29 protein-coding genes are annotated in these 26,288 nt (G+C 36.3%); 18 read left to right on the top strand and 11 right to left on the bottom strand.

Annotated features, from left to right (window positions below; translation table 11 throughout):
• The first annotated feature begins 8 nt into the window (after nucleotides 1–8).
• The 5 genes from KKI44_RS04845 to KKI44_RS04825 all read left to right on the top strand — a co-directional run bounded on the left by KKI44_RS04845 (nucleotide 9) and on the right by KKI44_RS04825 (nucleotide 3,786).
• Complete coding sequence (locus KKI44_RS04845) at nucleotides 9–722, top strand: ankyrin repeat domain-containing protein (protein WP_214590090.1); 714 nt, start codon at nucleotides 9–11, stop codon at nucleotides 720–722.
• An 11-nt stretch (nucleotides 723–733) separates the two neighbouring features.
• Nucleotides 734–1,561, top strand: coding sequence for a tetratricopeptide repeat protein (locus KKI44_RS04840; protein WP_250902160.1), 828 nt, complete (start codon nucleotides 734–736; stop codon nucleotides 1,559–1,561).
• Nucleotides 1,562–1,565: 4 nt separating this feature from the next.
• On the top strand, nucleotides 1,566–2,447 hold the full coding sequence (locus tag KKI44_RS04835) for an SMI1/KNR4 family protein (protein ID WP_214590089.1): 882 nt from the start codon (nucleotides 1,566–1,568) through the stop codon (nucleotides 2,445–2,447).
• 98 nt (nucleotides 2,448–2,545) lie between these two features.
• Complete coding sequence (locus KKI44_RS04830; RefSeq protein ID WP_214590088.1) at nucleotides 2,546–3,118, top strand: hypothetical protein; 573 nt, start codon at nucleotides 2,546–2,548, stop codon at nucleotides 3,116–3,118.
• 50 nt (nucleotides 3,119–3,168) lie between these two features.
• A complete protein-coding gene (locus tag KKI44_RS04825) occupies nucleotides 3,169–3,786 on the top strand; it encodes a leucine-rich repeat domain-containing protein (RefSeq protein WP_214590087.1) in 618 nt (205 codons plus the stop codon).
• A 126-nt stretch (nucleotides 3,787–3,912) separates the two neighbouring features.
• On the opposite strand, the gene gcvP is transcribed toward KKI44_RS04825, so the two are convergent.
• Together gcvP and KKI44_RS04815 are read right to left on the bottom strand one after the other, a co-directional pair.
• Entirely contained in the window at nucleotides 3,913–6,771 is a 2,859-nt protein-coding gene (gene gcvP / locus KKI44_RS04820) for an aminomethyl-transferring glycine dehydrogenase (RefSeq protein WP_214590086.1), read from the bottom strand.
• Between the two features lie 372 nt (nucleotides 6,772–7,143).
• Nucleotides 7,144–7,515, bottom strand: a complete 372-nt coding sequence (locus KKI44_RS04815; protein WP_214590085.1) for a response regulator — start codon at nucleotides 7,513–7,515, stop codon at nucleotides 7,144–7,146.
• A 177-nt stretch (nucleotides 7,516–7,692) separates the two neighbouring features.
• Between KKI44_RS04815 and KKI44_RS04810 the strand changes: the two genes are divergently transcribed.
• The 9 genes from KKI44_RS04810 (at nucleotide 7,693) to KKI44_RS04770 (ending at nucleotide 15,636) form a co-directional block, all read left to right on the top strand.
• Nucleotides 7,693–9,003 (top strand): PQQ-dependent sugar dehydrogenase, encoded by a 1,311-nt coding sequence (locus tag KKI44_RS04810; protein WP_214590084.1) that lies wholly within the window; start codon nucleotides 7,693–7,695, stop codon nucleotides 9,001–9,003.
• Nucleotides 9,004–9,199: 196 nt separating this feature from the next.
• Nucleotides 9,200–9,793: a Crp/Fnr family transcriptional regulator gene (locus KKI44_RS04805; RefSeq protein WP_214590083.1), complete on the top strand. Its 594-nt coding sequence runs from the start codon at nucleotides 9,200–9,202 to the stop codon at nucleotides 9,791–9,793.
• 170 nt (nucleotides 9,794–9,963) lie between these two features.
• Entirely contained in the window at nucleotides 9,964–10,344 is a 381-nt protein-coding gene (locus KKI44_RS04800) for a response regulator (protein WP_214590082.1), read from the top strand.
• Between the two features lie 139 nt (nucleotides 10,345–10,483).
• Nucleotides 10,484–10,693: a hypothetical protein gene (locus tag KKI44_RS04795; protein ID WP_214590081.1), complete on the top strand. Its 210-nt coding sequence runs from the start codon at nucleotides 10,484–10,486 to the stop codon at nucleotides 10,691–10,693.
• A 71-nt stretch (nucleotides 10,694–10,764) separates the two neighbouring features.
• The gene (locus KKI44_RS04790) at nucleotides 10,765–11,364 is read left to right on the top strand and encodes a Crp/Fnr family transcriptional regulator (protein WP_214590080.1); all 600 of its coding nucleotides are present in this window, start codon (nucleotides 10,765–10,767) and stop codon (nucleotides 11,362–11,364) included.
• Between the two features lie 449 nt (nucleotides 11,365–11,813).
• Nucleotides 11,814–12,980 carry a zinc-dependent alcohol dehydrogenase gene (locus KKI44_RS04785; RefSeq protein ID WP_214590079.1) on the top strand — a complete coding sequence of 389 codons (1,167 nt, stop codon included), beginning with the start codon at nucleotides 11,814–11,816 and terminating at the stop codon, nucleotides 12,978–12,980.
• 36 nt (nucleotides 12,981–13,016) lie between these two features.
• Nucleotides 13,017–13,817, top strand: coding sequence for an SDR family NAD(P)-dependent oxidoreductase (locus tag KKI44_RS04780; RefSeq protein ID WP_250902159.1), 801 nt, complete (start codon nucleotides 13,017–13,019; stop codon nucleotides 13,815–13,817).
• A 12-nt stretch (nucleotides 13,818–13,829) separates the two neighbouring features.
• Nucleotides 13,830–14,102 carry a hypothetical protein gene (locus KKI44_RS04775; RefSeq protein ID WP_214590077.1) on the top strand — a complete coding sequence of 91 codons (273 nt, stop codon included), beginning with the start codon at nucleotides 13,830–13,832 and terminating at the stop codon, nucleotides 14,100–14,102.
• A complete protein-coding gene (locus tag KKI44_RS04770) occupies nucleotides 14,092–15,636 on the top strand; it encodes an IS1182 family transposase (RefSeq protein WP_214590076.1) in 1,545 nt (514 codons plus the stop codon). The genes KKI44_RS04775 and KKI44_RS04770 overlap by 11 nt, the downstream gene beginning before the upstream one ends.
• Before the next feature lie 136 nt (nucleotides 15,637–15,772).
• Here KKI44_RS04770 and KKI44_RS04765 read toward each other — a convergent pair whose 3' ends face one another.
• Nucleotides 15,773–16,363: a Crp/Fnr family transcriptional regulator gene (locus tag KKI44_RS04765; protein WP_214590075.1), complete on the bottom strand. Its 591-nt coding sequence runs from the start codon at nucleotides 16,361–16,363 to the stop codon at nucleotides 15,773–15,775.
• A 469-nt stretch (nucleotides 16,364–16,832) separates the two neighbouring features.
• On the opposite strand from KKI44_RS04765, the gene KKI44_RS04760 reads away from it, so the two are divergent.
• Genes KKI44_RS04760 through KKI44_RS04750 form a run of 3 tightly spaced genes read left to right on the top strand, consistent with a single transcriptional unit; the run spans nucleotide 16,833 to nucleotide 18,712 of the window.
• Complete coding sequence (locus KKI44_RS04760) at nucleotides 16,833–17,033, top strand: hypothetical protein (RefSeq protein WP_214590074.1); 201 nt, start codon at nucleotides 16,833–16,835, stop codon at nucleotides 17,031–17,033.
• Nucleotides 17,026–17,850, top strand: a complete 825-nt coding sequence (locus KKI44_RS04755) for a hypothetical protein (RefSeq protein WP_214590073.1) — start codon at nucleotides 17,026–17,028, stop codon at nucleotides 17,848–17,850. The genes KKI44_RS04760 and KKI44_RS04755 overlap by 8 nt, the downstream gene beginning before the upstream one ends.
• Nucleotides 17,851–17,866: 16 nt before the next feature.
• The gene (locus KKI44_RS04750; protein ID WP_214590072.1) at nucleotides 17,867–18,712 is read left to right on the top strand and encodes a cyanophycinase; all 846 of its coding nucleotides are present in this window, start codon (nucleotides 17,867–17,869) and stop codon (nucleotides 18,710–18,712) included.
• A 52-nt stretch (nucleotides 18,713–18,764) separates the two neighbouring features.
• Here the strand turns inward: KKI44_RS04750 and KKI44_RS04745 are convergent, their stop codons facing one another.
• Both KKI44_RS04745 and KKI44_RS04740 read right to left on the bottom strand, forming a co-directional pair.
• The gene (locus KKI44_RS04745; RefSeq protein ID WP_214590071.1) at nucleotides 18,765–19,373 is read right to left on the bottom strand and encodes a ferritin-like domain-containing protein; all 609 of its coding nucleotides are present in this window, start codon (nucleotides 19,371–19,373) and stop codon (nucleotides 18,765–18,767) included.
• A gap of 87 nt (nucleotides 19,374–19,460) precedes the next feature.
• Nucleotides 19,461–20,057 (bottom strand): Crp/Fnr family transcriptional regulator, encoded by a 597-nt coding sequence (locus KKI44_RS04740; RefSeq protein WP_214590070.1) that lies wholly within the window; start codon nucleotides 20,055–20,057, stop codon nucleotides 19,461–19,463.
• Between the two features lie 217 nt (nucleotides 20,058–20,274).
• Between KKI44_RS04740 and KKI44_RS04735 the strand changes: the two genes are divergently transcribed.
• Complete coding sequence (locus tag KKI44_RS04735; protein ID WP_214590069.1) at nucleotides 20,275–21,042, top strand: succinate dehydrogenase/fumarate reductase iron-sulfur subunit; 768 nt, start codon at nucleotides 20,275–20,277, stop codon at nucleotides 21,040–21,042.
• A 245-nt stretch (nucleotides 21,043–21,287) separates the two neighbouring features.
• On the opposite strand, the gene KKI44_RS04730 is transcribed toward KKI44_RS04735, so the two are convergent.
• From KKI44_RS04730 to KKI44_RS04705, 6 genes are all read right to left on the bottom strand, one after another.
• Nucleotides 21,288–21,953 (bottom strand): MarR family winged helix-turn-helix transcriptional regulator, encoded by a 666-nt coding sequence (locus tag KKI44_RS04730; RefSeq protein WP_214590068.1) that lies wholly within the window; start codon nucleotides 21,951–21,953, stop codon nucleotides 21,288–21,290.
• 110 nt (nucleotides 21,954–22,063) lie between these two features.
• Nucleotides 22,064–22,762: an SDR family NAD(P)-dependent oxidoreductase gene (locus tag KKI44_RS04725; protein WP_214590067.1), complete on the bottom strand. Its 699-nt coding sequence runs from the start codon at nucleotides 22,760–22,762 to the stop codon at nucleotides 22,064–22,066.
• 205 nt (nucleotides 22,763–22,967) lie between these two features.
• Nucleotides 22,968–23,249, bottom strand: coding sequence for a TIGR03643 family protein (locus tag KKI44_RS04720; protein WP_214590066.1), 282 nt, complete (start codon nucleotides 23,247–23,249; stop codon nucleotides 22,968–22,970).
• Between the two features lie 168 nt (nucleotides 23,250–23,417).
• Nucleotides 23,418–24,896, bottom strand: coding sequence for a cryptochrome/photolyase family protein (locus KKI44_RS04715; RefSeq protein WP_214590065.1), 1,479 nt, complete (start codon nucleotides 24,894–24,896; stop codon nucleotides 23,418–23,420).
• Entirely contained in the window at nucleotides 24,881–26,179 is a 1,299-nt protein-coding gene (locus KKI44_RS04710; RefSeq protein ID WP_214590064.1) for a DASH family cryptochrome, read from the bottom strand. The genes KKI44_RS04715 and KKI44_RS04710 overlap by 16 nt, the downstream gene beginning before the upstream one ends.
• Nucleotides 26,131–26,286 (bottom strand): DUF2256 domain-containing protein, encoded by a 156-nt coding sequence (locus tag KKI44_RS04705; protein WP_143883645.1) that lies wholly within the window; start codon nucleotides 26,284–26,286, stop codon nucleotides 26,131–26,133. The genes KKI44_RS04710 and KKI44_RS04705 overlap by 49 nt, the downstream gene beginning before the upstream one ends.
• Nucleotides 26,287–26,288: the final 2 nt, after the last annotated feature.

Below are 26,288 nucleotides of genomic sequence, written 5' to 3'. Positions count from 1 at the left end.
TTAACCTTATGAAAACCAAAAACCTCTTGGTCGCTTTATCTCTATTTACGTTCAACTCTGTATTTTCTCAAAAAATCTTTAATGCTATTGAAAGTCAGGACATCGAAAAGGTAACAAAATTATTGGAGAAAGGAGAAAATATAAATCAAAAATCAAAAGAGGGTATAACGCCTTTATATTCTGCAGTAGGAACTGGAAACGTAAAACTGGTTGAACTTTTAATAAAAAAAGGCGCCGATGTTAATGCGCCTTTAGAAAGCACTGCCACTCCGCTGAATTTTGCTTCTCAGGAAGGATTTATAAAAATTGTAGAATTACTTCTAAGCAATAAAGCAAATCCAAATTTTCAGGATGTTAACGGATGGACTGCATTACGTTTTGCCACAAGAAATAACAGATTTGAGGTGGTAAAATTTCTAGTCGAAAATAAAGCTACAGTAGACTCCAGAGCAAAAGATCTTGCAACACCTTTCGCAAGCGCAATCAGCAAAGGCTATTTAAACATCGCGGAATATCTTATAAAAAACGGCGCCGATATTAATAATATTGATGCTGACAATGAAACCCCAATTATGTACTGCGCTCAGGGTGGAAATTTGGAAACGGTGAAATTTCTGCTTCAATACAAGCCTGATTTAACAATTAAAAATAAGGACGGCAAAACAGCTTTGGATATGGCAAAAGAGAAAAATAATACAGAAATTATAAAGCTTTTACAGTAAAAATAATATAAATGATGAAAAAATCATTTCTTACTTTTGGGTGTATTCTTTTAATTTTAAATTCCTGCCAAAATAAATCAGAGGAAGCAAAATCTGTAACAAATGATATTGTTTTTAAAGATAAAGCAGGTCATATGATTACGAAAAGTGAATTAGAAAATACAACAGGAAAAATAAATTATGAAATTATGGATAATAAAAATATTGATCCAACAGCAAGAAAACTGCATAGAGAAGCTAGAGAACTCGGGCAGTCAGGAAAATATGATCTTGCCATTTCGAAACTTGAAGAAACCATAAAAATTCAACCCGACTGGTCATATCCTATCTATGATCTTGCTTTTACTTATCTTTTAAAAGGGGATTTCGATAATGCTTTAAAATTTTATAAAAAAACTGATGATCTTTCACCTAAAGGATTTTTCACTACAAAAACAGCTTTATACACTCTTCAGGGAGAGCAGTCGGGAAAATTTCCTAAAGGTCTCTATTTAGCTTATCTGCAAATAGAATGGACGGATGATAAGGAACAGAAATTAGAAATTGCCCAAACCTTAACCGAAAAAGTTCCTGATTTTGCTCCTGCATGGAAAGAACTTGCCAATCTTATGGATAACAAAGCAGAAAAGTTTAACGCTATTGAACAAGGTCTGTTAAAAAATCCTGACGCAGATACCAAAGGAATTCTGGAAATAAATAAGGCAATTTTACTAGACCAAAATGGAAAGAAGGAAGAAGCCAAAAACCTTCTAGGACATCTTATTTTTTTATCTGATGCTACAACAGCCAATATTGAGCTTGCAAAATTTACTCTAAACTCAATAACTGAAAAAAAATAGCAGAATGGAATTGATCAGAAAAGAAATCGAAGGAAGACAGATTGAAGTATATACAGAGTCGAAAAAATTTATCCTTGCCGGTAAGAAAGGTGATGTTAAAAATAGGCTTGAGAATTATGGAGCCGTAGTGAAAAAATTTAACAAAGATCAGGATGTTTATTTGCTGATCGGTCGCGATTTCTTTGTTTCCGGTAATTACAGTTATATCAACCGCAACTATCTTTTTGAAGAAGAACTGCTGGAAAATCACTTGTCACTCAGTTTTTTCCCCAATCTTAAAAGAGATTTCTATAACATGATCCGAAGCCTGCTTCAGCGTGAAGATCTTTACATCCACTATTTTTCGATCGGAAAACCTCTAAGCAATGAGGATTTTGAAAAATATGAGAAAAAATTAAAACGGAAAATTCCTTCGGCTGTCAAAGAATTTTACAGCCTATTCGGTCACATTCAAATTTTATGGGATTATAAGGAACCTTACGTGGACAGAAGGGTAAGAGCGGGTAAAGCTTGGAATTTAGATGCTTATGACAATCATATCGGATCTATCCAGATACTGCCTTTAAAAACGGTTTTATTTGAAAAATGGGAAGAGCATTTCGATGTGGATGATGACCTGAAAATATTTGATTTTTATTCGGAATACAATATGATTGCTTTAGATCTTAATTCTGATGACGATCCAACTGTGTATAAAGGAGATAACTACGGCAATTCTTTTACAGACCATTCTACAATGAGCTTTACTGACTACATTTCTTTAACATTAAATCTCCACGGCTTGAGAGAAAGAGGAGGTTATTTTGTACATTTTTCCAGCAATAACCATTCAAAGACCAAATTAGGAGATGCGATTAAAAAATCATCTGAAATACCTTCACGATAAATTGAAAATCTTAGAATTATATAAAAATTTTCATTAAATAATAGCTGAAATTAAACATTTTTAATACTTTAGGGCTCTAAATTTAAAACTAATACGCTATGGCAATCAATTTTGCATCAGAAGAAGAGAAAAACGGTTTCTGGGAACTTTCTAATACCATTCAGGAAGGAAACTACGAAGAAGCTTTAAACCTTTCTAAAAATTTACTCAAGAGATTTCCCGACAATAAAGCTATCTACCATAATCAGATCGGCGCAATGATCTATCTTTCCAAGAATGATTACTGGGGTGCAACATCGCATTATACCAAAGCTTTAGAATATGGTTTCGATGCGGAAGCCTGTGAAGAAAACATCTGGGAATCTGCGGTAGATTCTTACAAATTTCTTATTTACAGTGAAGAAGGTCTCTGTTCACTGATGATTAAAGATACGCACGAATTTATTGCCGCCAATGATTTGGTTCAAAAATACGAAAATCTCTTCCCGAATGGAAAATATGTAGATGAAGCTAAAGAACTCAATTACATTTTCAGCTTATCAGAAGAACTGCTGGAAAGCAATAACTACAATTCTTCGGCATTACAGAAAAACTATTCGGAAAAATACCCGAATGGAAAACAACGCGAAGTGGTGACGGCTTTGTGTGAAATTATTGATAACAATACGTAATATATTTTAAGAAAAATTATTAGTAGTAACAATTCAGAGATATCTTCAATATGAATACTTTATTACCTAAAGATTATTTTTCATTTGACTTGGGAAATGATGAAAATTGGATAGGAAAGTCGTCTCAATTACCGGAGGATATAGAGAAATATATAAATATTACCTGTTTTGAAATTGGTTATAATAAATTTGAGATTTTACCGGATAGTATTTTTAGAAGTTTATTGAAACTTGAGGAAATTTATATTAATAACAATAGAATTAAAGAAATCCCAAGATCTATAGGGTTATTAAAAAAACTTGAAATTTTAACGATAAATGATAACCCCATCAGATCAATACCAATTGAGCTTACAGAGTGTGTTAATTTAGAAAGTTTTGCAGCAATTAATTGTGAATTGGAATCACTTCCTGAAGAGTTTGGAAACCTGAGTAATTTGCGGTTTTTATTACTAAATGAAAATAATATTAGATGGTTACCAATATCGATTTGTAATTTGAAAAAGTTACATCGTCTAGAATTGAGAGATAATAAACTAACAAATTTACCGGATAATTTTTTTAATCTATTAAATTTAAGACAATTAGACTTGAAAGGGAATAATATAGAAAGAAATGAATTGGATAAATTACAAAAAGCGCTTCCTAATTGTCAGATAAAAATATAGATTACTTATCTGGTTTTCAGTCTTAATAAATTACAACAAGATTGCTTCGTCGCTTCGCTCCTCGCAATGACATAAAAAATCCCTCTCATCACTGAAAGGGATTTTTCTATAACTAAAAACTTTTAATTACATATAAGCTTCAATCGGCTCACAGGTACAAACTAAGTTTCTGTCTCCGTAAGCTTCGTCCACTCTGGAGACTGTAGCGAAGAATTTGTGGTCTCTTACCCAATCTAAAGGATAAGCTGCTTTTTCTCTGCTGTATGGTTTATCCCAGGAATCGGAGATTACCAATTGTTCCGTGTGAGGAGCGTTTTTCAATACGTTATTGGCTGCATCTGCTTCACCATTTGCAATCTCATCAATTTCCTGTTTGATGGCAATTAAAGCTTCTGCAAAACGGTCAATTTCTGATTTGCTTTCAGATTCAGTCGGCTCAATCATTAAAGTTCCTGCAACCGGGAAAGAAACCGTAGGAGCGTGGAAACCATAGTCCATCAGTCTTTTCGCCACATCAGCAACTTCAATTCCTAAAGATTTGAACTGTCTGAAATCTACGATACATTCGTGGGCAACTCTTCCGTTTTCGTTTGAATATAAAATCGGGAAATGTTCTGCTAAAATTTCTTTTAAATAATTAGCATTTAAAATAGCGTGTTCCGTTGATTTTTTCAATCCTGAATTTCCTAACATTTTAATATAAGCATAAGAAATATTCAGAATTAAACCTGAACCGTAAGGCGCTGCTGAAATACCTTCAATTGCGTCTTTTGATCCGATTGTGATATTGGCATTGGAAGGTAAGAAAGGAACTAAGTGTTTAGCCACACAAATCGGACCAACTCCGGGACCTCCTCCTCCGTGAGGAATTGCGAAAGTTTTGTGCAAATTTAAGTGACAAACGTCTGCTCCGATGTTTCCGGGACTGGTATATCCAACCTGAGCGTTCATGTTGGCTCCGTCCATATAAACCTGTCCTCCGTGTTCGTGGATCAAAGCGGTAATTTCTTTAATGTTGGCATCGAAGAATCCGTATGTAGATGGATATGTGATCATTACGCAAGAAAGATTTTCAGAATGCTGTTCTGTTTTTGCTTTTAAATCTTCGAAATCGATTTCTCCGTTCTCAAGGTTTTTAACCACAACAATCTTCATTCCTGCCATTGCCGCAGAAGCAGGGTTGGTTCCGTGTGCAGACTGAGGAATCAATACAACGTTTCTGTGACCTTCACCTCTTGAAATGTGATATTCTCTGATGACCATCAATCCTGCATATTCTCCCTGAGCTCCGGAATTCGGCTGAAGAGAAGTTCCTGCAAAACCTGTGATTTTAGCTAAATCTTTCTCCAGTTCACGGATCATTTCCTGATAACCTCCTGCTTGATCAACCGGTACAAATGGATGAACTGAACCCCAATTGTCCCATGAAAGCGGTAACATCTGCGTTGCGGCGTTCAGTTTCATCGTACAGGAACCTAAAGAAATCATTGAGTGTGTCAGCGATAAATCTTTTCTTTCCAGACGTTTGATGTAACGCATCAATTCTGTTTCCGTATGGTATTTGTTGAATACTTCTTCCGTAAGAATTTCGTCTTTTCTTAAATTCTCTTCCGGAATGCTGTATCCTTCTTTAATTTCTAATTTGAAAGTCTGCTTGTCTTTGAACTGGGCAAAAGAAGCCATCAGATAATTTAATTTATCCAATGTTGTACTTTCGTTGATCGCAATACTTACAACTCCTTCTGTGAAGTAATTTAAGTTTAATTTGTGATCAAGCATCATTCTCATCAGTCTTCCTTTCTCATCTTCATTCATCGTGATTTTTACCGTATCAAAGATCGGTTCTTCCACGATTTCATATCCTAAAGCTTTCAGGCCTCCCTTCAAAGCATTGGCTTTAAAATGAATCTGATCTGCGATATAATTTAATCCTTTCGGACCGTGATAAACAGCGTACATTCCTGCCATAACAGCCAAAAGAACCTGAGCGGTACAGATGTTTGAAGTCGCTCTTTCTCTCTTAATGTGCTGTTCTCTGGTCTGCAAAGCCATTCTCAAAGCACGTCTTCCGTACATATCCTGAGAAACCCCGATAATTCTTCCCGGAATATCTCTCTTATAATCTTCCTTACAAGAGAAAAATGCTGCGTGAGGACCGCCATAACCCAATGGAATACCAAATCTCTGCGTTGTTCCCACTGCACAGTCTGCTCCCATTGAAGCCGGAGATTTTAACTTCACCAAAGCCATCGGATCACAGGCAACAACTACCTGAAGATCTAATTTTTTATATTCTACGATGTTTTCTGTATAATCTAAAACAATTCCGTTTTTCCCGGGATATTGTAATAAAACTCCGAAGTAAGAACCGTCAAACTCATGCGTTTTGTGATCTCCTTCTACAATTTCGATCTCAAGACCTTCTGCTTTTGTTTTTAATACAGAAACCGTTTGAGGAAGAACAAGATCGGAAACGAAGAACTTGTTTGCTCCCGCTTTTTTCTGATCCTTCGTTCTGTTATTGAAGAACATATGCATTGCTTCTGCAGCCGCAGTAGATTCATCCAGCAATGAAGCGTTTGCCAGAGCAAAACCCGTAAGATCACACACAACAGTCTGGAAATTAAGAAGAGCTTCCAGTCTTCCCTGTGCAATTTCCGCCTGATATGGAGTGTAAGCGGTGTACCAGCTCGGATTTTCAAAGATATTTCTCTGAATAGCCGATGGCAGCAAAGTGTTGTGATATCCGAACCCGATGTAGCTTGTATAATCAGTATTTTTCGATGCTAATTCCTTAGAATGGATCAGCATTTCGTATTCTGAAAGCGGTTCTGAGATTTCAAGATCTTTTTCTAAACGGATAGAAGAAGGGATGGTTTGAGAGATAAGCTCCTCGATACTTGAAACGCCAACTTTTTCCAGCATCGCCTGTTTATCGGCTTCATTCAGGGAAATGTGACGGCTCACAAACTGTTCTGTATTCATTTTTATTTATTAGATTTTTTAAGTAAAAAAGATTCGTAAAATTACGCATTTTTAGAAAATTGTACAACTAAATTAAAATCATAAATAAATAATCTAAAGTGTTTTAACTTATTTAAAATTAATGGCTTTTTGTTGAGTTATTGAACATAAAATCTGTTAAAAATAATCGATGGAAATAAATTTTTACCGACAGTAAATTGTCCGAAATTAAAAAATAGTGGATATTACAAGTCCTTTATTTTCAAACTTGTCAGGTTTTAACATTATTTAAATGTTAAATTTTTTCAACCGCCTGCTGAAAATTTTAATATCAGGAATTAAAAAAATCCTCCAAATCGAATGGGAGGATCTTGTATGGATTGTGGGTGATAATTACTGAAGATTAGGTTCTTTTACCAGATTTTCAATTTTTACGATCACATCATCAATGTCAAAAGGTTTAGGGATGAAAACATCTGCTTTGCAGGAATTTACCACATGGGCTGCTTTTGCATGAGCGCTGATAATCATGACAGGAATTTGAGCTGTTGCAGGATCTTCTTTAATCTGGTTGCACAGATCCGTACCCAGACCGTCCGGTAATTTTACGTCCATGATAAAAATATCAGGAATTACAGAGTGGTCTCTGTTATTAAACGCTTCCGCAGTGGCAAAAGAGCGTACATCATAATTCTCAAATGACAGGAGTAGCTGTAATGCATCTCTGATGCCTGTCTCATCTTCAACGATAAAAATTGTCTTCATATCCGTTTCGTGGCAAAAACAAAGCCAATCTTAAATAAATATTAAAATCATTGTAATTTATATCTGATTTTTACTTCATTTAAATAATACCTCTTAATGATATTCACGAATAATAGCCTTTTTCTTAAAGGAATACTTTTTGTAATCTCTCAGAAACAAAATCACAACTTATAATATATGAAAAACTACATTCTACCAGTGTTAGCTTTACTGATGTTGAGCTGTAAAGAGAATAAAAATGATAAAACAGGAAGCGATACTGCAGTCACCAAAACAGATACTCTGAAGCTTCCTGCACCGGATGAAAAAAACAGTAAAACAAAATTCAGCAATGTTCTGGGCTGGGCAAAAGGAAAAATGCCTGTGGCTCCGGAAGGATTTACCGTAGCCAGATTTGCAGAAAACATTAAAAGCCCCAGAAATATGATTCAGGCTGAAAACGGAGATGTTTTTGTGGTTTTATCCAATTCTGAACGTACTGTTTCGGAGAAAATTAAAAATGACATTAGTGGAAAAAGTGATGCTGAAGTAGGAGGAAAATCTGCCAACAGAATCATTCTCTATCGTGATGCCAATAAAGACGGAATTCCTGAATCTTCCAGCGTATTTTTAGCCAATCTTAATCAGCCTTACGGAATGTTGATTATTAAAGATCAGTTTTATGTGGCAAATACCGATGGTTTATGGGTTTATCCTTACAAATTGGGAGATACGAAGATTACAAAACCGGGGAAAAAGATTGTAAATCTTCCTGCGGGTGGATATAACAATCACTGGACGAGAAACCTGATCGCCAATAAGGATCAATCTAAAATCTATATTTCCGTAGGTTCGGGAAGTAATGTAGGAGAAAACGGGATGGATAAAGAGGTGAGAAGAGCGAATATCTTGGAAGTAAATCCCGACGGAAGCGGGGAGAACATCTATGCAGCTGGTCTCAGAAACCCTGTCGGAATGAGCTGGAATCCCGTAACCGGAGAACTCTGGACTGTAGTAAATGAAAGAGATGAATTAGGCGATGACTTAGTTCCGGATTATCTTACCAGTGTAAAACAGAATGCTTTTTATGGCTGGCCATATTCCTATTTCGGTAAAAATGAAGATCCGAGAAGAAAAGGAGAAAGATCGGATCTTGTACAGAAAACAATTGTTCCGGACGTTTCTTTGGGAAGTCATACTGCCTCTTTAGGTTTAACATTTTATACAGGTTCGCAGTTTCCCGAAAAATACAAAAACGGAGCATTTATCGGACAGCACGGATCTTGGAACAGATCTTCTTTAGTAGGATATCAGGTTGCATTTGTTCCTTTTGCCAATGGTAAACCGGCAGCTTCTTATCAGCCTTTTCTTACAGGATTTATAGCAGACGAAGCAAAAGGTGATGTGTACGGAAGACCTGTCGGAGTCCTTCAGATCGCAGATGGTTCTCTTTTGGTGGCAGATGATGTAGGAGGGATTGTCTGGAGAGTTTCCCGCGCCGGTAAATAACATCATCTTAAAAATTATATGGAACAGTCCGGAAGGGCTGTTTTTTTTGGTTAAATAAATTTTGTATAATATTTAATTTCACAGGATTATGTATTTAATTATGCATTTCTCTCTAATTAAACGATAATATTTTGAATAATTATTAAAATAAAACGCTAAATATTGTTATATTCAAAGAAGAAATTTTTTAAATGCCATGGGTACTTTAGACAATATTGCGGAAACATTGGGAAAGATAATTCCGGGTATGCAGGATACTGATATTCTGAATTATAAAGGCAGAGTAAAAATAGAACATCATAAAAACGGCAGCTTATTAATTTATCCCGGAGATAAGGTAAAGTCTTTATATTTCATTAAAAAAGGAATGGTGAGAGCATATTACTTTAGTGATGAAAAAAATATGGAAAAAACGGTATACATAAGGATGGAAAACTATTTTTTTGGCGATTACTGCTCATTAATATTAAATTCTTCGGCAAGACTTTATTATGGATGCGAAGAAGACTGTATCCTTTATAAGTTTAATTTTGATGATGTAAAGGAATACCTTCGGCAGAATTCAGGGTTGATGAAGTTCAGTTTACATTATACCCTGTTTTTACTGGGAGAGCATCTTTCCCGTAACGAAGATTTTATTTTTTTAAACCCCGAAGAAAGATACCTTAAATACGCAAAAGAAAATCCTGAAATTATGAAGCGCATACCGGAAAAGCATATTGCCTCTCTTTTGGGAGTGGCTCCCGCATCGTTGAGCAGAATAAAAAGAAGGCTGTATCCTAAAAACTGATTTCATCCAAAGAATTTATCTGATTGGAATTAACATAAGTTAATTTTCTTCCCGAAATAATATTTTTTCTTTGCTGTGAGAAATATAACGTTTAAAAAACTATTTTTTTTCAGTTTCACTTTATTATTTGCTATAAAATATAAAATTGAATTGTTTTATTTCCGAACACGATGAATAAGAATAAAATTATGATTTTCGATGATAATTATGCAACTTTTAAAGTGTTGCAGGATATACTTGAGCAGGAAAACTACGTGGTTCAGTCTCAGGATAAAAATAAAGATGCTGTAAAACAGATAGAGCAATTCGCTCCGGATATTGTTATTGTAGATATGCTGAACTCATTGTCGGGATTCGGGATTATCAAAAAAATCCGTGAACAGCAGACGCTTAAAAAACTACCCGTTATAGCGGTTTCGATAGACAGCCTCAAAAGAAAGGAAGCATTCGAAGCGGGTGCAGACTGTTTTATTGGTAAGCCTTTCGGGCTTGATGATTTGTATTCTACCCTGTTTTCTCTTGCGCACAGGAGAGCTTCAGACAACTGTTAACACACTTTTAGAATCTCAGAAATTCCTATTTGCTTTATGGATTCTCTTAAAGACATACACACATAGGAAAATTATTTTTACTGTGTTCAGTGAAACAAATAACAGAAGATTACAGAATTCCTACAACCACTCTTCATCAATGAATAAAAAAATACAAAAGATAAAAACTCCCGATTGCCATAGATTTTATGCAGATCTTTTAGAAAAGAAATGCTTTGAAAAGAAAGAGGTTAGAGGAATTATCATGAAAAAAAAGAATCTGTTTTACAAAGATACGGAACTTCTGAATCAGCTTAATTTCGGAATTCCCGATAAAAATCGGGCACTGCAAAAAGAAATCATCGTTTAATGATTCCATGAATTTATTACCCATTTTTTATTCGTCCCTCAAAACAAAGTGTTACCGTAAAATTATGATCAATGCACGATAAAAAGGAAATAGCAGAAGCTATGGCGGACAAAATAAAAAGTATTTCTTACGATGATGTCTATCATTATCCGGGAAAAATAGCCGTTGAAACTTATACCGCCGGTGCTATCTTCATAGAGCCGGGGGATGTTTGCCAATACTTTTACTTTATTAAAAAAGGTATTGTACGGACGTATTATGTTTCAGGCAAAAATGAGCTTGAAAAAACCATTTTCATAAGACTCGAAGGAGACCATTTCGGAGATTATTACGCTTTGATCCGTAATCTGGAAAGCAGATTGTACTTCGAATGTCTGGAAGACTGCATTTTCTACCGGTTTGAGCTCTCCGAACTTCAGTCTTACGTTTATTCCAATGAAAGGATGCTGTCTGTAGCTTTCGATTTTATGATGAATTTAATCGCAGAATATATCATACGGCAGGAAGATTTCATCTTTTTCACTGCTGAAGAACGGTACATTAAATTTTCTAAAGAATATCCGGAAATTATCAGTCGGGTTCCGGCAAAATATATCTCCTCACTTTTAGGAATTACGCCCGTATCATTAAGCAGGATTAAAAAAAGAATTCAGAGAAGATCCGAAAAATAAAGCAGACCGGAATCTCTTCAGAGGTAATACAAATAAAAGACAGATAAAATTCAATATCTGTCTTTCTCGAAATAAGATCTCTATTTCATTTGGGTTTTAATAGGTTAATCAAATTTTCCTTATTGTGTATCTTTATATAACAAAGGAAAGTAAAATCTAAATTACCCGAATTATCATTTGTTAATTTCACACAAGTTTGATAAATTATATTACAAGTAAAGAAAGATCACTGTTTTACAGCCATATCATGATTCGATTAATTCCGATCTTACCATTTATTTTAGGTTAAATTACTGATACTGAGCAAGTATTATTTTATTAGTGCTTTTCAGGAAATAATATTATGACACAGGTCATAAACTGCAGCACCGGATACAAGGTATATTTGGGAATGAAAGGATTTAAAATTCCTTCAGATTAATTACACACCAAACCTAAAATAGTAAAATATGAAAGCAGCAGTTATTCATTCGCCGGGAAATATCACCTGCGATACAGTGGATGATCCTATTATCAAAGACCAGAACGACATTATTTTAAGAGTAACTTCCACAGCGATCTGCGGAAGCGATCTTCATATGTATTCGGGAGGTATTCCTCAGGCAAGACCCATGGTTATGGGGCACGAGTTTATGGGAATTGTAGAAGAAGTCGGAAAAAACATTACCAGTTTAAGAGTAGGAGACAGAGTGGTCGTTCCGTTTCCTATCTCCTGCGGAAGCTGCTTTTTTTGTCAGCACGATCTTCCCACCGCCTGCGAACACAGCAATCCCGAACATTACGGTCCGGAAGGAGGAATTGTTACGGAAAAAGGAGGAGCGCTTTTCGGATACTCAGATCTTTACGGAGGATACGACGGCGGACAGGCGCAGTACGTGAGAGTTCCTTACGCTCATGTGGGACCGAGAAAAGTTCCTGAAAACTTAAGCGATGAACAGGTTTTATTCCTTACGGACATTTTTCCTACAGGTTACACCGGAGTACTTTGGGGAGAACTGAAAGGAGGAGAAACGGTGGCGATTTTCGGTGCAGGTCCTGTAGGCTCCATGTCTGCAAAAAGTGCCATCCTGCACAACGCCAGAAAAGTGATCGTTATAGATACCCAGCAATACCGTTTAGATCAGATTAAAAACATTACAGGCTGCGATACAATTCTCTGGGAAGACGGAAGAGATGTCATCCGGCAGATCAGAGATATGACGGAAGGACGAGGTGCGGATGTCTGCATTGATGCAGTAGGATTTGAGCCCGACAGAAATTTACTGGACAGAGCCAAAGCGGTTTTAAATCTTGAAAAAGGTTCTGTTAAAGTGCTTGAAGCTTGTATGAGTGCCGTAAGAAGAGGAGGAATTGTTTCTGTTTTAGGAGTTTATCCCGTGAACTACGATAATTTCAAATTAGGACAGATTTTCGATAAAGGAATTACAATAAAGGCAGGACAGTGTAACGTTCATGCGATTATTGATGATCTTATGGATCATGTTCAGAGCGGTCGGGTTGTTCTTGATGATATCATTACGCACCGTCTGTCTCTTACCGAAGTTGCCAAAGGCTACGAAATTTTCGATAAAAAAGAAGACGGCTGTGTAAAAGTGGTTCTTGATCCATGGAAATAATTAAAATCATCAATCTTTAAATCACTTAAAATGAATATGAAAAACCAATATGCCTTAATAACCGGCGCAACCAGCGGAATCGGTTACGAACTGGCAAAAATTTTCGCCAAAAACGGCTACGATCTCGTAATTGTTGCCCGAAATTATGACGAGCTGAAAAAGAAAGCCGCAGAACTGAAAAGCTTTGGAGTAAATGTAATCACCATAGCTAAAAACCTTTTTAATCAGGAAGATGCATATTCTCTGTATTCTGAACTGAAGCTGAACGGAATAAGTCCTGAAATTCTTGTAAATGACGCAGGACAGGGAGTGTACGGAAAATTTCATGAAACCGATATTCATCGTGAAGTAGATATCATCAATCTGAATATTGTCTCCGTAATTATTTTAACCAAATTATTCTTAAAAGATCGTTTACAGAAAGGTTCAGGAAGAATTTTGAATCTTGCTTCCATCGCGAGTAAAGCTCCCGGACCTTGGCATTCTGTATATCATGGTACAAAAGCCTTTGTTTTATCTTGGTCTGAAGCCATCAGAGAAGAGCTGAAAGATTCGGGGATTACCGTAACAGCACTTTTGCCGGGACCTACTGATACAGATTTTTTCAACAAAGCAGATATGAACGAAAGTAAAATTCTGGATGATCCCGATAATCTTGCCTCACCCGAAGACGTAGCAATGGATGGGTTTAATGCTTTAATGAAAGGAGAAGACAAAGTAATTTCAGGATTGAAAAATAAACCCTCTGTTGCCATGACGAATATAACAACAGATCAAATGGCGGCTCACAGAATGTCGGAAATGCAAAAACCTTCAAGCGAAAATAAAAACAATTAAACTGAAACTTTTATGAAATCAATTGCCACCATACTATTGGGAATTTTTTGCGGTTTTGTTTCCCTGTCCTGCAGATGCGATCCGGATCAGGACGATCCCAAAGAAAACACAGAAACCAATGCCGAAAATAAAATTTTAAATAAGCACTATACAGAATCCGATTCTGCTGTTGTAACCCAAAGAAGCCGTCTCACAACTGAGGCGGTTTCTTTGATTAAAACATTTGTAAGATTGACTGTTGTTTTGTATATTTATTTGGTAATCAATAACATATATGGGATTTAGGCATTACAATCAAAATCAGTTGGTTTTGTTTCCTCATACTTTTGAGGATTTAATTTCATCGGAACATCCTGTCCGCATCGTCAATGATGTCTTAGAGAAGATTAATATTTCCAAATTATTAAGCGCTTACCGTAAAGAAGGCAATCCGAGTTACCATCCGGTAATGATGCTTAAGGTGATGGTTTTTGCATATATGGAAAACATTTATTCGTCAAGAAAAATAGAAAAGGCGATGCGTGAAAATGTTCTTTTTATGTGGCTTTCCAATATGAATATTGCTGATCATAACACTATTGCAAGATTCAGAAGTCAGAAATTGCAGTCCGCTTTCAAGGATATTTTTACCCAGGTGGTTTTGCTTTTGGCAGAAGAAGGATTGATTACTTTAAAGCAAGTCTACACGGACGGTACAAAGATAGAAGCACAAGCCAACCGTTATACTTTTGTTTGGGGAAAATCCATCCAAACCAATAAAGAAAAAATGCTTCAACAACTTGAAGAACTTTGGACTTATGCCCAAAGCATCGCTTCGGATGAAGATACAGATCCGCAGCCGCCGGAATTTAAAGAAATCAGTAAAGAAAAAATCCGGCAGACCGTTGAAAATATTAATCAAAAACTAAGCGGAAAAACTACTTCGGACAAAGGAAAAACCAAAGCAAAAGCGAAGCTGAATTATATCAAAAACAACTTTGAGAAAAACCTTGAAAAGTATGAGCTGCAGGAGGAAATTTTGAAAGAAAGAGGCTCTTACAGCAAGACCGATACGGATGCGACCTTTATGAGAATGAAGGAAGATCATATGAAGAACGGACAGCTCAAACCCGCTTACAATGCGCAGATTTCTACAGAGAATCAGTTTATTCTTAATTACACGCTTCATCAAAATCCCACGGATACAACGACTTTAGTGTCGCATTTAGATAATTTTAAAGAAAGTTATGGACAAGAAGTCTTCTCTGCAATAGAATCACTCACCGCAGATGCGGGTTACGGGAGTGAAGAAAATTATCAATTGTTAGAAGAACTTAAGATAGAAGCTTTCGTAAAGTACAATACCTTTGATAAAGAACAGGATGAGCATTATCAAAACAAGCACAAAACCTTTAGCAAAGAGCATTTACATTACAATCGGGAACAGGATTTTTACGTTTGTCCGATGGGACAAAAAATGGAGAAAACCCATGAAAGTACCACCAAAACGAAAAATGGTTTTATACAAAAACAATCGCATTACCAAGCCAAAAACTGTAGTGGTTGCCCGTTGAGAAGCAGGTGCCATCAGTCCAAAGAAAACCGCAGTATAGAGCGGAATCACAATCTGGAACGCCACAAAGAACTCGCCCGAAAACGACTGAAAAGCGAAGAAGGAATACAAAAACGTAAAAAAAGATGCTGCGATGTGGAACCTGTGTTTGCACATCTGAAACACAATCACCATTTTAAACGATTTATGCTCAAATCCATCAAAAAAGTAGAAATCGAGTTCGGATTACATGCTTTAGCACATAATTTAAGAAAAAAAGTGGCGTAAGATCCACATTTTATTTTAAAAATCAGCCAAAAAATCCAATCTGAAAAGTTTAATAAAAAAACCGCCTCATGGAAATGAGACGGCTTCTTCATTATTTAATCAATAGTAATTGTGAATACTCTGAAAGATGTAAAAATTAATAAAATATTTTTCGGTTTTCAATTCTTAACTGATGGTTGTCATGCATTTTTTTAATCGTTCTGATCACCGTTTCCACACGAAGCCCCGTTAAATTGGCAAGCTGTTGTCTCGTAAGAGGAACCTGAAAAGAATATTTATCTCCCGATTCACCTTTCAGGCTTTCCATAACGGTTTTTATTTTGTATGATGGATCCGCCGAAGAAATATTAAAAAGCATAATGTACTTATCATACAGTCTGTCTGCAAGACATTTGAACATTTTTGCGGAAACTTCAGGATTCTGGTTCAGGAGGCTGAAAAAATCATTCTTGGGAAGTTTAAAAATCCTGCAGGCTGTTTTCGCAGTCGCATTGGTGGGATAAACTTTATCATCAAATAAAAAAGATTCTCCCAGACTCTGTCCATCCGATAATATATTCTGGGTAAACTCTTTTCCGTCTTCATGGTAATTATTCAGTTCCACGATGCCGCTGTCTATCTGAAAGTAATATTTGGGCAAATTTCCTTCATGAAAAACGGTTTCGTTTACATTGTACATCTCATAGATGGCACCGTACGCTAACAATAAATCTTCACTAATTATCATATGTTGAATTTTAATGTTAAAAAAATGAATATTTAAGCTTTATTATTTATTAAATAATTACAAATAGCAAACCATAACGTAAAATATTTACAATAAAAAATACCACATTTATGGGAAATATTGTGGGTTTTCTTCAATATAGATCATCAATTATGAGAGAGATCATAAAATATCACAGGAAGTCCTTATTATCTTTGAATAAGCATACTTTATCATTTTTGCACTTATTCTAAACAGGCTTCCCGATTCGGGAAGCTTTTTTAATTAACGTAAGTTCGGCGTGAAAACAATTAAATGTCTTTAAATCTGATTTTCAGAATAAGCAAAAGTCACCAATGGCAAACAACACCTTTGGCGTATGGTTAAATAAAAATATAGTTAAATAAAAAGTTTAATGAGACTTATTGTGACCTGCATCATAATTTTTTCGTTTTCCGATCCTTAAGTTTGATAATCAAATCCAGATTATATGAAAAATTTAACATCACTTATCTTTATGTTATGCATTTTGTCGTCATGCACAAAATCCGAAACGCAGTATACGGATCAGAACAATAAGAAAGAAACGGTAAATGATAAAGCTTCGGATACTATTCAGAAACTGAATGAAGTTTCAGATACGGCAAATACCGCGAAAGACAGAACCCATGTGAAAACGGATAATGAATAAGGGAACATTTGCCCATCCGAAAGGCAGACTCATCATTGCCGGAGGGAAAGTTCAGAAAGAAGTTCATGATACGGAAGAGTTTTTCCCGATCAGAGAAGTATTAAAGTTATTGTACGGTCAAAAAGATGAGGAGATTGCAGTGATTATATTTTCACAGGATTCGGAACCGAAAGAAAAAATTTCTGCATTACTTTCAGATCATGGATTTGCAGATGTTTTATTTATTGATCCTGAAAATTATCAACATGAGCATCTGTTAAAGCTTTCTTCCGCGAAAGCAGTTTTTCTCACCGGAAACAAAACGGAACTTTGTGAAAACTTTAAAAAGTCATCCCTTTCAGAAATTGTATACCAAAAATACTGTACAGAAGAAGATTTTACAGTAGCATCAACCGATGATATTGCAATGTTTATCCCCAAAATTACCGTAAGCCCCTCTTTTGAAGAAGAAGGTCTGAACTATATCAGCAACTGTATTATAGATAATCAGTTTGCGCACGGTTTGCGCTTCAGAAATCTGGTGAAAGCGGTTATACAACATCCGGAATGTTTAGGTTTCGGAATTGGAATGGAAATGATCCTGATTATTGAAAAAGGCTACAGGATTTCATGCATCGGTAATGGCTCCGTAATGGTTGTTAACGCTAAATACATTAAAAAAAGAAGACTGAAAAAAGGAGCTTCCGTATATATGAAAAATCTTAAAGGACATATTCTGATTCCGGGATCTGTTCTTAATCTGCACAATGGGAAAATCATGAATGAACAGATATTCGATTATAATTTAAATTTTACAAACAGAAATATCATTATTTAATTAAAAGACCTGAACTATGATTCCAAAAGGACGATTATTAATTATAGGCGGTAAAGAAGACAAAGACGGAAATGAGCCTGAAATAGAGAAAAAGAATAATAATTTTTCGCCCAATGAGATTCTTAAACTATTGGTGAAATCCAAAGACGACCGCATTGAAGTTATTACCGCGGCAAGCACAGAACCGGAAGGAATGCGCGATACCTATACTAAAACTTTCGATGAGATAGGATTTACAAATTTTGATTTTCTTGATATCTGTGACGATCAGGTACATTCTGATTATCATCTGAAAAGGGTAGAGGAGGCGAAGACGGTTTTCTTTACGGGAGGAGATCAAAACAGGATCTTTGAGACTCTTCAGCAGTCGGTTTTAACGGATCTTCTGAAAAAGAAATACTTTGAAGAAGAAGATTTTATGATCGCAGGGACAAGTGCGGGAGCGATGTGTATGCCTAAAACGGCCATTCTTGAAGCAGTAAACGGTGAAGCAATTCTGGAACATGATATCGAACTGGCTTCCGGACTGGGTTTTATTGAAAACTGCATTATCGATACCCACTTTGTGCATCGTGCGAGATTCGGGAGGCTGGCTCATGCCGTTATTCTGCATCAGGAATGTTGGGGAATTGGTCTGGGAGAAGATACCGCGCTGATTATTGTAGAAGGCTGCAAGGCAGTCTGCCGCGGATCCGGATCGGCGTGGATCATTAATGCCAGAGAAATCGGAAAAACCAATACTTCGGTGGTTCAAAAAGGATTTCCTGTGTATGCTGAAAATCTCAAAGTTCATATTTTAACAGACAACTGCACTCTTGATTTCAGTACCAATACTTTTAAAGGAACATCTACCGGAAATTAATAGAAAAAGGAAACCGCTTTGGTTTCCTTTTCTTATCATGAAAATGTTTTTTCTATAATGCCTTGCTGTTGAGATTGGTATCTGCAACTTTAGTAAGCAGTTCATCACATTTCTTTTCTTCTTCCAGAGTACTTAGAAGATGCTTCATACAGTCTTTTTCTTCCAGTACTTTTGCAAATGCTGCCAGAGTTCCGTAGGTTGCAATTTCGTAATGTTCCACTTTCTGTGCTGCGGCAATAATTCCGGCATCTCTTACAGGTCCCGGTTCCGTTTCTTCAATAATGCTTTTTCCCTCATCCAGTAAACCCTGCATAGCGTCACATTTTTTAGCCTGAGCTTTTTTACCCAAAGCTTTGAAGCATTCCTCCAGTCTTTCAACATGCCCTTCAGTTTCAATAATGTGGTTTTCTATTGCTTTTTTCAGCTTTTCATGAGTTGCATTTTTCATCATCGAAGGCAATGCTTTCAGCAGGGCTTTTTCTGCCCAGTAAATGTCTTTCAGAGAATCTTCAAAAAGATCCTTGAGTTCTTTTGCTGCATTTTTCTTTGCAGGTGTTTTGGCAGTTGCCTTTGTTGAGGTTTTCGCATTGGATTTGGCTGCTGTTTTAGCAGGTGTTGTTTTTTTTGCAGGCACTTTTTTAGTTGCGGTCTTCGTTTCCATAATATAATATTTTAGTGTTTGGCTGCTGAGGTTTCTGCAACTATAAGACCATTTTTAACCAAAGTACCGAACTGTGGTATCTAAAATTCAGACATGAATTTTTCTGTTGATGATTTTCAGATATTTTTCTTTTTCCAGCCTTTTCACTGCTCTTACGACGGTTTCCACTCTTAAAGCGGTTATAGCAGCAATTTGCTGTCGGGTAAACGGGACTTCATAAGAATATTTCGACTGATCTTCATAAAAGCTTTTATGATAATCCAGTACGCCTACAATCCGGGTATCCGGTCGGAGAGAAGAATTATTTTCCAGCATGATGTATTTATAGTAAAGCCTTTCCGATAAAAACTTATTAATGTCCCTCGAAATTTCAGGATTGTCGTCCAGCATTTTTATAAATCTTTTTTTAGGAAGCTTCAGAATGGTACACTTTTCAAAAGTTACAGCATTTACAGGATAGGTCTGGTCTATAAACAAAAGAAGTTCACAAACGCTCAGTCCTCTGTCCAGAATAGCAAGAATAAGTTCTCTTCCCTCATCGTTGTAATGGTTCAGCTTTATTCTTCCTTCCACCACCTGATAATAATATTGAGGTTTATCTCCTTCATTAAAAATGGTGTGATGGCGCCCGAAAGTTTCTTCTTCTGCACCGTAATCGAGTAAAAGTTCTTCTGATATAAGCATATATAAGGTTTTAGATGTAATGAATTTGTTAAAGTAAGCTGAATTAAATGTAGAAGTAAAAAAATTATACCATTATGACTGAGATCATAATTTTACTTTTCTTGTCTAAGAATTTTAATCCCGAAAAATTTTCTCTCTGTATCTAAAGAATTATGATGGGCATCATAAAAATAAAGATCGCTTTTCATTTAATTTTAATTCCACTAAATCAAAAATAATGACGCTGAGAAAAAATCTGAATCTAACTTTAAAAATCTGGCGACAGAAAAACAGAAAGGTTAAAGGAAAATTTGAAATCTATAAAGTTTCGGATATTTCCACAGACTCTTCTTTTTTAGAAATGCTGGATATTCTTAATGAAAAACTGATTAGCGAAAATAAAGAACCGGTAGCTTTTGACCACGACTGTCGGGAAGGAATCTGCGGAATGTGTTCGCTGTACATTAACGGAAGAGCACATGGTCCCGATACAGGAATTACGACCTGTCAGCTTCACATGAGAATGTTTAAAGACGGAGAAACCATCGTTATTGAACCCTGGAGAAGTATTGCCTTTCCCGTGATTAAAGATCTTATTACAGACCGGAGTGCTTTCGACCGGATTATGGCTGCAGGAGGATTTATTTCCGTCAATACCTCAGGAAATACACTCGATGCAAATGCAGTTGCAGTTCCTAAAGAAGATGCCGACAAAGCAATGGATGCTGCTTCGTGTATAAGTTGTGGCGCCTGTGTTGCGTGCTGTCCGAACGGAGCTGCAATGCTTTTTGTAGGAGCCAAAGTTTCGCATTTTGCATTGCTCCCGCAGGGAAAAACAGAAGCCAAAAGAAGGGTTCTGAATATGGTTCAGGCAATGGATGACGAAGGCTTTGGAAACTGTTCCGTAATCGGAGCCTGTGAAGTAGAGTGTCCTAAAAATATTTCGCTGGATAATATCGCAAGGATGAACCGCGAATACATGTCCGCATGGCTTGATAAAAAATAACCTGTCCATCAGTTTTTATCCGTTCGTTTAAAACTTCCAAACTGCAAAAAAGTCTGAAAGTTTTAAACGAAATCTTTGATATAGATCTGAAGATTATAGACTTGTATCAACTTAATAACTGTAATCATCAATCCTTGTTAAAAATCTTTGATTTTCTTGCACCTTGAAGATTTGAAGCTATAAAAAATCCTGTGTCTTTGCTTTTTCCAACAGAAATATTTTATTTGAAAAAACTTAAACAAACTCTATTTCTGATCTCTGTTGTAAGCTATCAGATCCATTACTTTCACAATATCTTCATTTCGGTATTCGGAGTACACATGAGAATGGAAATCATTCAGTTTTCGCAGCAGCTCAAGAAGTTCTGCTTTTTCCTTATTTTCCAGTTTACCGGCAAGAATTCTGGAGGTCATGTTCACTTTTTCAACAGAACGGTGGAAGTAATCTTCCCCTTTCGCCGTAATGTTGAGGCGTTTGCTTCTTTTGTCTTCGCTGTCGTTTTTCTCTTCAATTAAGCCATATTCAAGAAGACGTTTGATGATCTGCGTTCCGGTCTGTTTCTCGTGCCCGTTTCTTTCAATAAGCTGAATTTTGGTAAGATTCGACTCATCTTTCAATCGGTAGAGATAGGTAAATTCTTCATTGGCAAGTTCAGGGAAATCATTTAAACCCTTTCTTATCAGTTGTTTAGAATATCGTCCCAGAAGCAGAACCTGTTTGCAGATTTCATTCTCTGTGAATGAAACCTGATGCTGTTCATTTTTAAAAAGCTTGGTCGGGCTCTCTTTTCTGTATTTTTTATCATTCAGCCACAACCGGAAATCTTCGACTGTAGAGTTAGGTCTGTAAGCATCGGAGTTTTCAAATTCTTTAACCTGATGAAGCAGATCAATGAAAAAGTCGGTATTCATAATGCAAATTTAATCTAAGTATTTTTAATAATGTAACAATTTAATAGTCTGGAGATGTATCAATGTATAAAGTCATAACTCCAAAACTCAAAAACCCTCAAACTCTCCAACTAAAGTTTCACACTTCCCATTCCGCCATCGATTCCGAAAATCTGTCCTGTAATCCACGAAGATTTATCTGAAACTAAAAATGCCGTCATTTCCGCGATTTCTTCCGCAGTTCCCACTCTTTGTAACGGATGTCTTTTCGCAGAGGCTTCTCTTTTCTCAGGCGTAGCCAAAAGCTGTGATGCTAAATTCGTGTCCGTTAAAGAAGGTGCAATCGCATTCACCCTGATTTTCTGTGCCGAAAATTCTGCCGCCAGACTTTTCGTAAGACCTTCCACCGCATTTTTACTCGCCGCAATCGAAGCGTGAAAAGTCATTCCCAGTTTTGCCGCCACGGAACTGAAAAGCACAACAGAGGCACTTTCCGACTTTTTAAGATTCGGCAATAGTTTCTGAATAATTTTTACCGCTCCCAAAACATTAATTTCAAAATCATTCTTAAAATCATCTACAGAAAGTCGGTTAAAAGGTTTCAGATTAATACTTCCCGGCGCATAAACCAATCCGTCCACAATTTCCGGAAAACTGATTTCATCTAAATTTCCCGAAAGAATATCCATTGTGTGGAATTCAATATTCGGATGATTCAGTTCAGGATTTTCCGTTCTGGAAATTCCAATGATTTTGTGTTGTTCTGAAAGGATTTTTGCTGTTGCTAATCCAATTCCTTTTCCGCAACCGATAATGACGATATTTTTCATAATTTTTATTTTTTTGAACACGAGGTTCACAAGGTTTTTATTTTGAGACACTTCGACAAGCTCATTGTGACATCTCTAATACTATTCACTTAATAATCTGAATTGTCGAACTAAGCTTATTAAAGTCTTTATTCACAAAGCTTTTTTGCTCTTTGATAAAACTTATCTTCAGACAATTCTTTTGTGCCTTTTGCGGTTAAATCAACTACCTTTTTGAGATTTTATTATTGCTGATAACTCTTTGTCTGCTGCATTTAAAGCGATCGATTTTTTCACTTCTTTTCTTCAGGTGTTTCTGGCTTACTCCCGAATTCACTCTTTTTCTCCAAAGCTTAAAGCTCGATTCCTTCAGTTCCGAACGCATCAGTTCAATCACTTCCGATTCACTGATTCCGAACTGAAATTGTATCGCTTCAAACGGCGTTCTGTCTTCCCACGCCATTTCTATGATTCTGTCGATTTCTTGTATGTTGAGGTTTTTATTCATTTTTTTTGATTTTTAACGCAAAGTCCGCAAAGATTTTTCTTTAAAATTTTGAAAATATTTTTTGTTCGCAAAGGCGTTTCACTCAGCAAAGTCTTTTTATAGAATCTTTTTTGCTCTTTTGAAAACTTTTTACCAATCAATTCTTTTGTGTCTTTTGTGGTTAAAAAATCATTTCAAATTTCCCATAACTTCCTTCGCTGTTTTAAAATGCTGTTTTCGTTTTTCTTCCGGCATTTTCTCCAATGTTCTCAGCATCATTCCCAACCTTGGATTTTTAGCAAAAAAATCTTTGTTGTCATTGATGAAATTCCAAAATAATGCATCCCATTGTTCCGCCCATTCTCCATCGGGATAATCGCTCATTTTTTTGATGTAATTGCTTCCGCTGATGTACGGTTTCGTGCTCATCTTTCCGCCGTCAGAAAAACTGCTCATTCCATACACATTCGGAACCATTACCCAGTCGTAGGAATCGATGAACATTTCCATAAACCATTGATAGACTTCATCCGGATCGAACTGAACAAGATTCATAAAATTGGCAAAAATCATCAGTCGTTCGATGTGATGCGCATAACCTGTTTTCAGGATTTTCTGAAGCGAACTGTCAATCGGGCGGATTCCTGTTTTGGCAGTGTAGAAAGACTCCGGAAGTTTTTTGTTGTGTTTCCAGTAATTTTTATTCCGCTGATAAGTTCCCTGATAAACATAAACCCCGCGAACAAATTCTCTCCAACCCAGAATCTGGCGGACAAAACCTTCCAGAGAATTCACCGGAATACCGTTGTCTTTTGCAAATAAAATCGCTTTTTCCAGCACATTTTCAGGTGTTAAAAGTCCGACATTCATTAACGGAGAAAGCACGCTGTGATGCAGAAAATATTCTTTTTCAACAATACTGTCCTCGTAAACGCCAAATTCGAGAAAACGGTTTTCGAGAAACTGTTCCAGCCACTGTTCCGCTTCCTTAAAAGTAGTCGGGTAGAGCTGTTCATCTGTAAGAATTCCGTAATTCCCCGCAAAATGCTTTTCGGTGTATTGTTTTGCTTCCTCGTAAAATTCATTGTTTTTCGGAAAATGAATCGCGGGCGCTTTTTTATTTTTCGGATATTTTTTCCGGTTTTCGGTGTCGTACGTCCATTTTCCGCCCAAAGGTTTTCCTGCTTTCATCAGGATATTTCGGGTAATTCTCTGCTGCTTATAAAAATCAGTCTGATGATAGGCTTTTTTACCTTCAAAATAATCTTTCAGGTCTTCTTTGCTGTTGATGAAAAGCGGACTATCTAAAATTTCGAGTTCTAATTTCGTTTCCTTTAATCTTTTTTCCAGCCAGTTGTCGCAAACATCCGTTGTTTTTATTGTTGTAAAATTTTCTTTTTCAAGCTTCGGAATTAAATTTCGGATGTCTGAATATTTGGATGAACCTTCTATATATTCAACTTCAAAACCTGACTTTTTTAGTTCATTTTCATAAAACTTCATTGTCGTACGGTGAAACGCAATCTTCTGTTGATGGAATGAATACTGTTTAAAAAACAAGAATTCCTCTATCAAAAATACAGGCTGACTTTTATCCAGATAATCCGTATCCTCGAAAAGCTGATGCGGAAAAATCAATTGGGCGGTATGTTTTACTGCTTTAGCCATAATTTTCTGAATTCTTGGTTAGAATCATACATTTCTGCCTGTTTTTCTGGGTTAAAAGTCCGGTCACGATTGTCATTTCCGACTCCGGCAAGATACATCCAGTTGCCATAATTGCTGTGAACATCATAATCAATCAGCATTTCTTCAAAATACGCCGCTCCGATTCTCCAATCCTGTTTCAGAATTTTGCAGAAGTAGGAAGCCACATTTTGACGACCGCGATTGCTCATCCAGCCTGTATTTTTCAGTTCAAGCATATTCGCATTCACGAAATCGGAATCCGTTTCTCCATCCTTCCATTTTTGAATCAATGTTTTATTGTTTTCCGCGAAATATTTTTGATGATTGATTCCGCTTTTCCAGAAAATCAAATCTTTATACTGTAAAGAAACATATCTGAAAAAATCCCTCCAAAGCAATTCAAAAATCAACCAATACGTTGAATCATTGGCTCCGAATTCCTCCTCATATTTTTTTATTTCGTAGTAAATGGTTACCGCAGAAAGACTTCCATCTGACAGCCAAGCGGAAAACTTTGAACTGTAATCTGTTCCCACCAAACCGTTTCGGGTTTGTTTATATTGACTCAGATTTTGCGTTTCCGAGAAATAATGATGCAATCTTTTCAATGCTTCATTTTCTCCGCCTGAAAATGGAAAAGCTGTTCTTTCATCTGTTTCAAAATCTTCAAAACCGAGCGATTTTAATGAAATGGTATCACTTTTAAAATGAATTTCCGGTTTATCGTACATCAAATCTTCCGATTCAAATTCAGGGCGGATCAGCAGATTTTTTTCAATTTTCTGCCGGAACGCGGTAAAAAGCATCGGAATTTTATCCAAAGTTTTAAAAACAAAAAGCGGATGAACAAGAAATTGAGAATACGATTTTTCCCAAACGGCAGCCGGAACCACACTTCGGATTTTTGTCTGAAGATCGGTTTCCTCTTTTGTCCATTCTTCCTGACAGAAAATCTTCACGATTTCAAATTCCTCGGAAATGTCTTTAAAAACGTCTTCCGTTTTGCCGTATTTGACTATAAAAGGAATCTTCTGTTTCGCTAAATTTCGGTTTAAATCTTCCACACTTTCCAGCAAAAATTTTGCACGGTATTTTCCGATTTTTCTTGAACCGAACTGTTTTTGAGCAAAAAATTCAGAGTCAAAAACATACATTGCAAGAAACGGCAAATCTTCCTGCATCACTTTGTATAAGGATTCTGAATCTCTCGTTCTCAAATCTTTGGTGAACCAGAGGATGTTGATTTTTTGTTTTTCCGGCATCTTTCGCTGCAATATTTTACTTCGTCCCAGTTTTTCTTCCACTTTTTGCGCCAGTTGAAGGGCAGTCCGCAGACTTCACAGATTTTGGACGGTAATTGTGAAGGCATAA

The organism is Chryseobacterium sp. ZHDP1, from assembly GCF_018603435.1.
Taxonomy (GTDB): Bacteria; Bacteroidota; Bacteroidia; order Flavobacteriales; family Weeksellaceae; genus Chryseobacterium; species Chryseobacterium indicum.
This window is presented reverse-complemented; position numbering and strand designations above follow the sequence as displayed.

What these genes read in the sequence shown, in the direction of transcription:
- gcvP (WP_214590086.1), bottom strand. Translation starts at nt 6,771, where the DNA reads ATGAATACAGAACAGTTTGTGAGCCGTCACATTTCCCTGAATGAAGCC.
- KKI44_RS04770 (WP_214590076.1), top strand. Translation starts at nt 14,092, where the DNA reads ATGGGATTTAGGCATTACAATCAAAATCAGTTGGTTTTGTTTCCTCAT.
- KKI44_RS04800 (WP_214590082.1), top strand. Translation starts at nt 9,964, where the DNA reads ATGAATAAGAATAAAATTATGATTTTCGATGATAATTATGCAACTTTT.
- KKI44_RS04720 (WP_214590066.1), bottom strand. Translation starts at nt 23,249, where the DNA reads ATGAATAAAAACCTCAACATACAAGAAATCGACAGAATCATAGAAATG.
- KKI44_RS04765 (WP_214590075.1), bottom strand. Translation starts at nt 16,363, where the DNA reads ATGATAATTAGTGAAGATTTATTGTTAGCGTACGGTGCCATCTATGAG.
- KKI44_RS04775 (WP_214590077.1), top strand. Translation starts at nt 13,830, where the DNA reads ATGAAATCAATTGCCACCATACTATTGGGAATTTTTTGCGGTTTTGTT.
- KKI44_RS04725 (WP_214590067.1), bottom strand. Translation starts at nt 22,762, where the DNA reads ATGAAAAATATCGTCATTATCGGTTGCGGAAAAGGAATTGGATTAGCA.
- KKI44_RS04705 (WP_143883645.1), bottom strand. Translation starts at nt 26,286, where the DNA reads ATGCCTTCACAATTACCGTCCAAAATCTGTGAAGTCTGCGGACTGCCC.
- KKI44_RS04715 (WP_214590065.1), bottom strand. Translation starts at nt 24,896, where the DNA reads ATGGCTAAAGCAGTAAAACATACCGCCCAATTGATTTTTCCGCATCAG.
- KKI44_RS04840 (WP_250902160.1), top strand. Translation starts at nt 734, where the DNA reads ATGATGAAAAAATCATTTCTTACTTTTGGGTGTATTCTTTTAATTTTA.
- KKI44_RS04750 (WP_214590072.1), top strand. Translation starts at nt 17,867, where the DNA reads ATGATTCCAAAAGGACGATTATTAATTATAGGCGGTAAAGAAGACAAA.
- KKI44_RS04710 (WP_214590064.1), bottom strand. Translation starts at nt 26,179, where the DNA reads ATGCCGGAAAAACAAAAAATCAACATCCTCTGGTTCACCAAAGATTTG.
- KKI44_RS04735 (WP_214590069.1), top strand. Translation starts at nt 20,275, where the DNA reads ATGACGCTGAGAAAAAATCTGAATCTAACTTTAAAAATCTGGCGACAG.
- KKI44_RS04815 (WP_214590085.1), bottom strand. Translation starts at nt 7,515, where the DNA reads ATGAAGACAATTTTTATCGTTGAAGATGAGACAGGCATCAGAGATGCA.
- KKI44_RS04845 (WP_214590090.1), top strand. Translation starts at nt 9, where the DNA reads ATGAAAACCAAAAACCTCTTGGTCGCTTTATCTCTATTTACGTTCAAC.
- KKI44_RS04835 (WP_214590089.1), top strand. Translation starts at nt 1,566, where the DNA reads ATGGAATTGATCAGAAAAGAAATCGAAGGAAGACAGATTGAAGTATAT.
- KKI44_RS04755 (WP_214590073.1), top strand. Translation starts at nt 17,026, where the DNA reads ATGAATAAGGGAACATTTGCCCATCCGAAAGGCAGACTCATCATTGCC.
- KKI44_RS04790 (WP_214590080.1), top strand. Translation starts at nt 10,765, where the DNA reads ATGCACGATAAAAAGGAAATAGCAGAAGCTATGGCGGACAAAATAAAA.
- KKI44_RS04830 (WP_214590088.1), top strand. Translation starts at nt 2,546, where the DNA reads ATGGCAATCAATTTTGCATCAGAAGAAGAGAAAAACGGTTTCTGGGAA.
- KKI44_RS04805 (WP_214590083.1), top strand. Translation starts at nt 9,200, where the DNA reads ATGGGTACTTTAGACAATATTGCGGAAACATTGGGAAAGATAATTCCG.
- KKI44_RS04760 (WP_214590074.1), top strand. Translation starts at nt 16,833, where the DNA reads ATGAAAAATTTAACATCACTTATCTTTATGTTATGCATTTTGTCGTCA.
- KKI44_RS04745 (WP_214590071.1), bottom strand. Translation starts at nt 19,373, where the DNA reads ATGGAAACGAAGACCGCAACTAAAAAAGTGCCTGCAAAAAAAACAACA.
- KKI44_RS04730 (WP_214590068.1), bottom strand. Translation starts at nt 21,953, where the DNA reads ATGAATACCGACTTTTTCATTGATCTGCTTCATCAGGTTAAAGAATTT.
- KKI44_RS04785 (WP_214590079.1), top strand. Translation starts at nt 11,814, where the DNA reads ATGAAAGCAGCAGTTATTCATTCGCCGGGAAATATCACCTGCGATACA.
- KKI44_RS04795 (WP_214590081.1), top strand. Translation starts at nt 10,484, where the DNA reads ATGAATAAAAAAATACAAAAGATAAAAACTCCCGATTGCCATAGATTT.
- KKI44_RS04740 (WP_214590070.1), bottom strand. Translation starts at nt 20,057, where the DNA reads ATGCTTATATCAGAAGAACTTTTACTCGATTACGGTGCAGAAGAAGAA.
- KKI44_RS04810 (WP_214590084.1), top strand. Translation starts at nt 7,693, where the DNA reads ATGAAAAACTACATTCTACCAGTGTTAGCTTTACTGATGTTGAGCTGT.
- KKI44_RS04780 (WP_250902159.1), top strand. Translation starts at nt 13,017, where the DNA reads ATGAAAAACCAATATGCCTTAATAACCGGCGCAACCAGCGGAATCGGT.
- KKI44_RS04825 (WP_214590087.1), top strand. Translation starts at nt 3,169, where the DNA reads ATGAATACTTTATTACCTAAAGATTATTTTTCATTTGACTTGGGAAAT.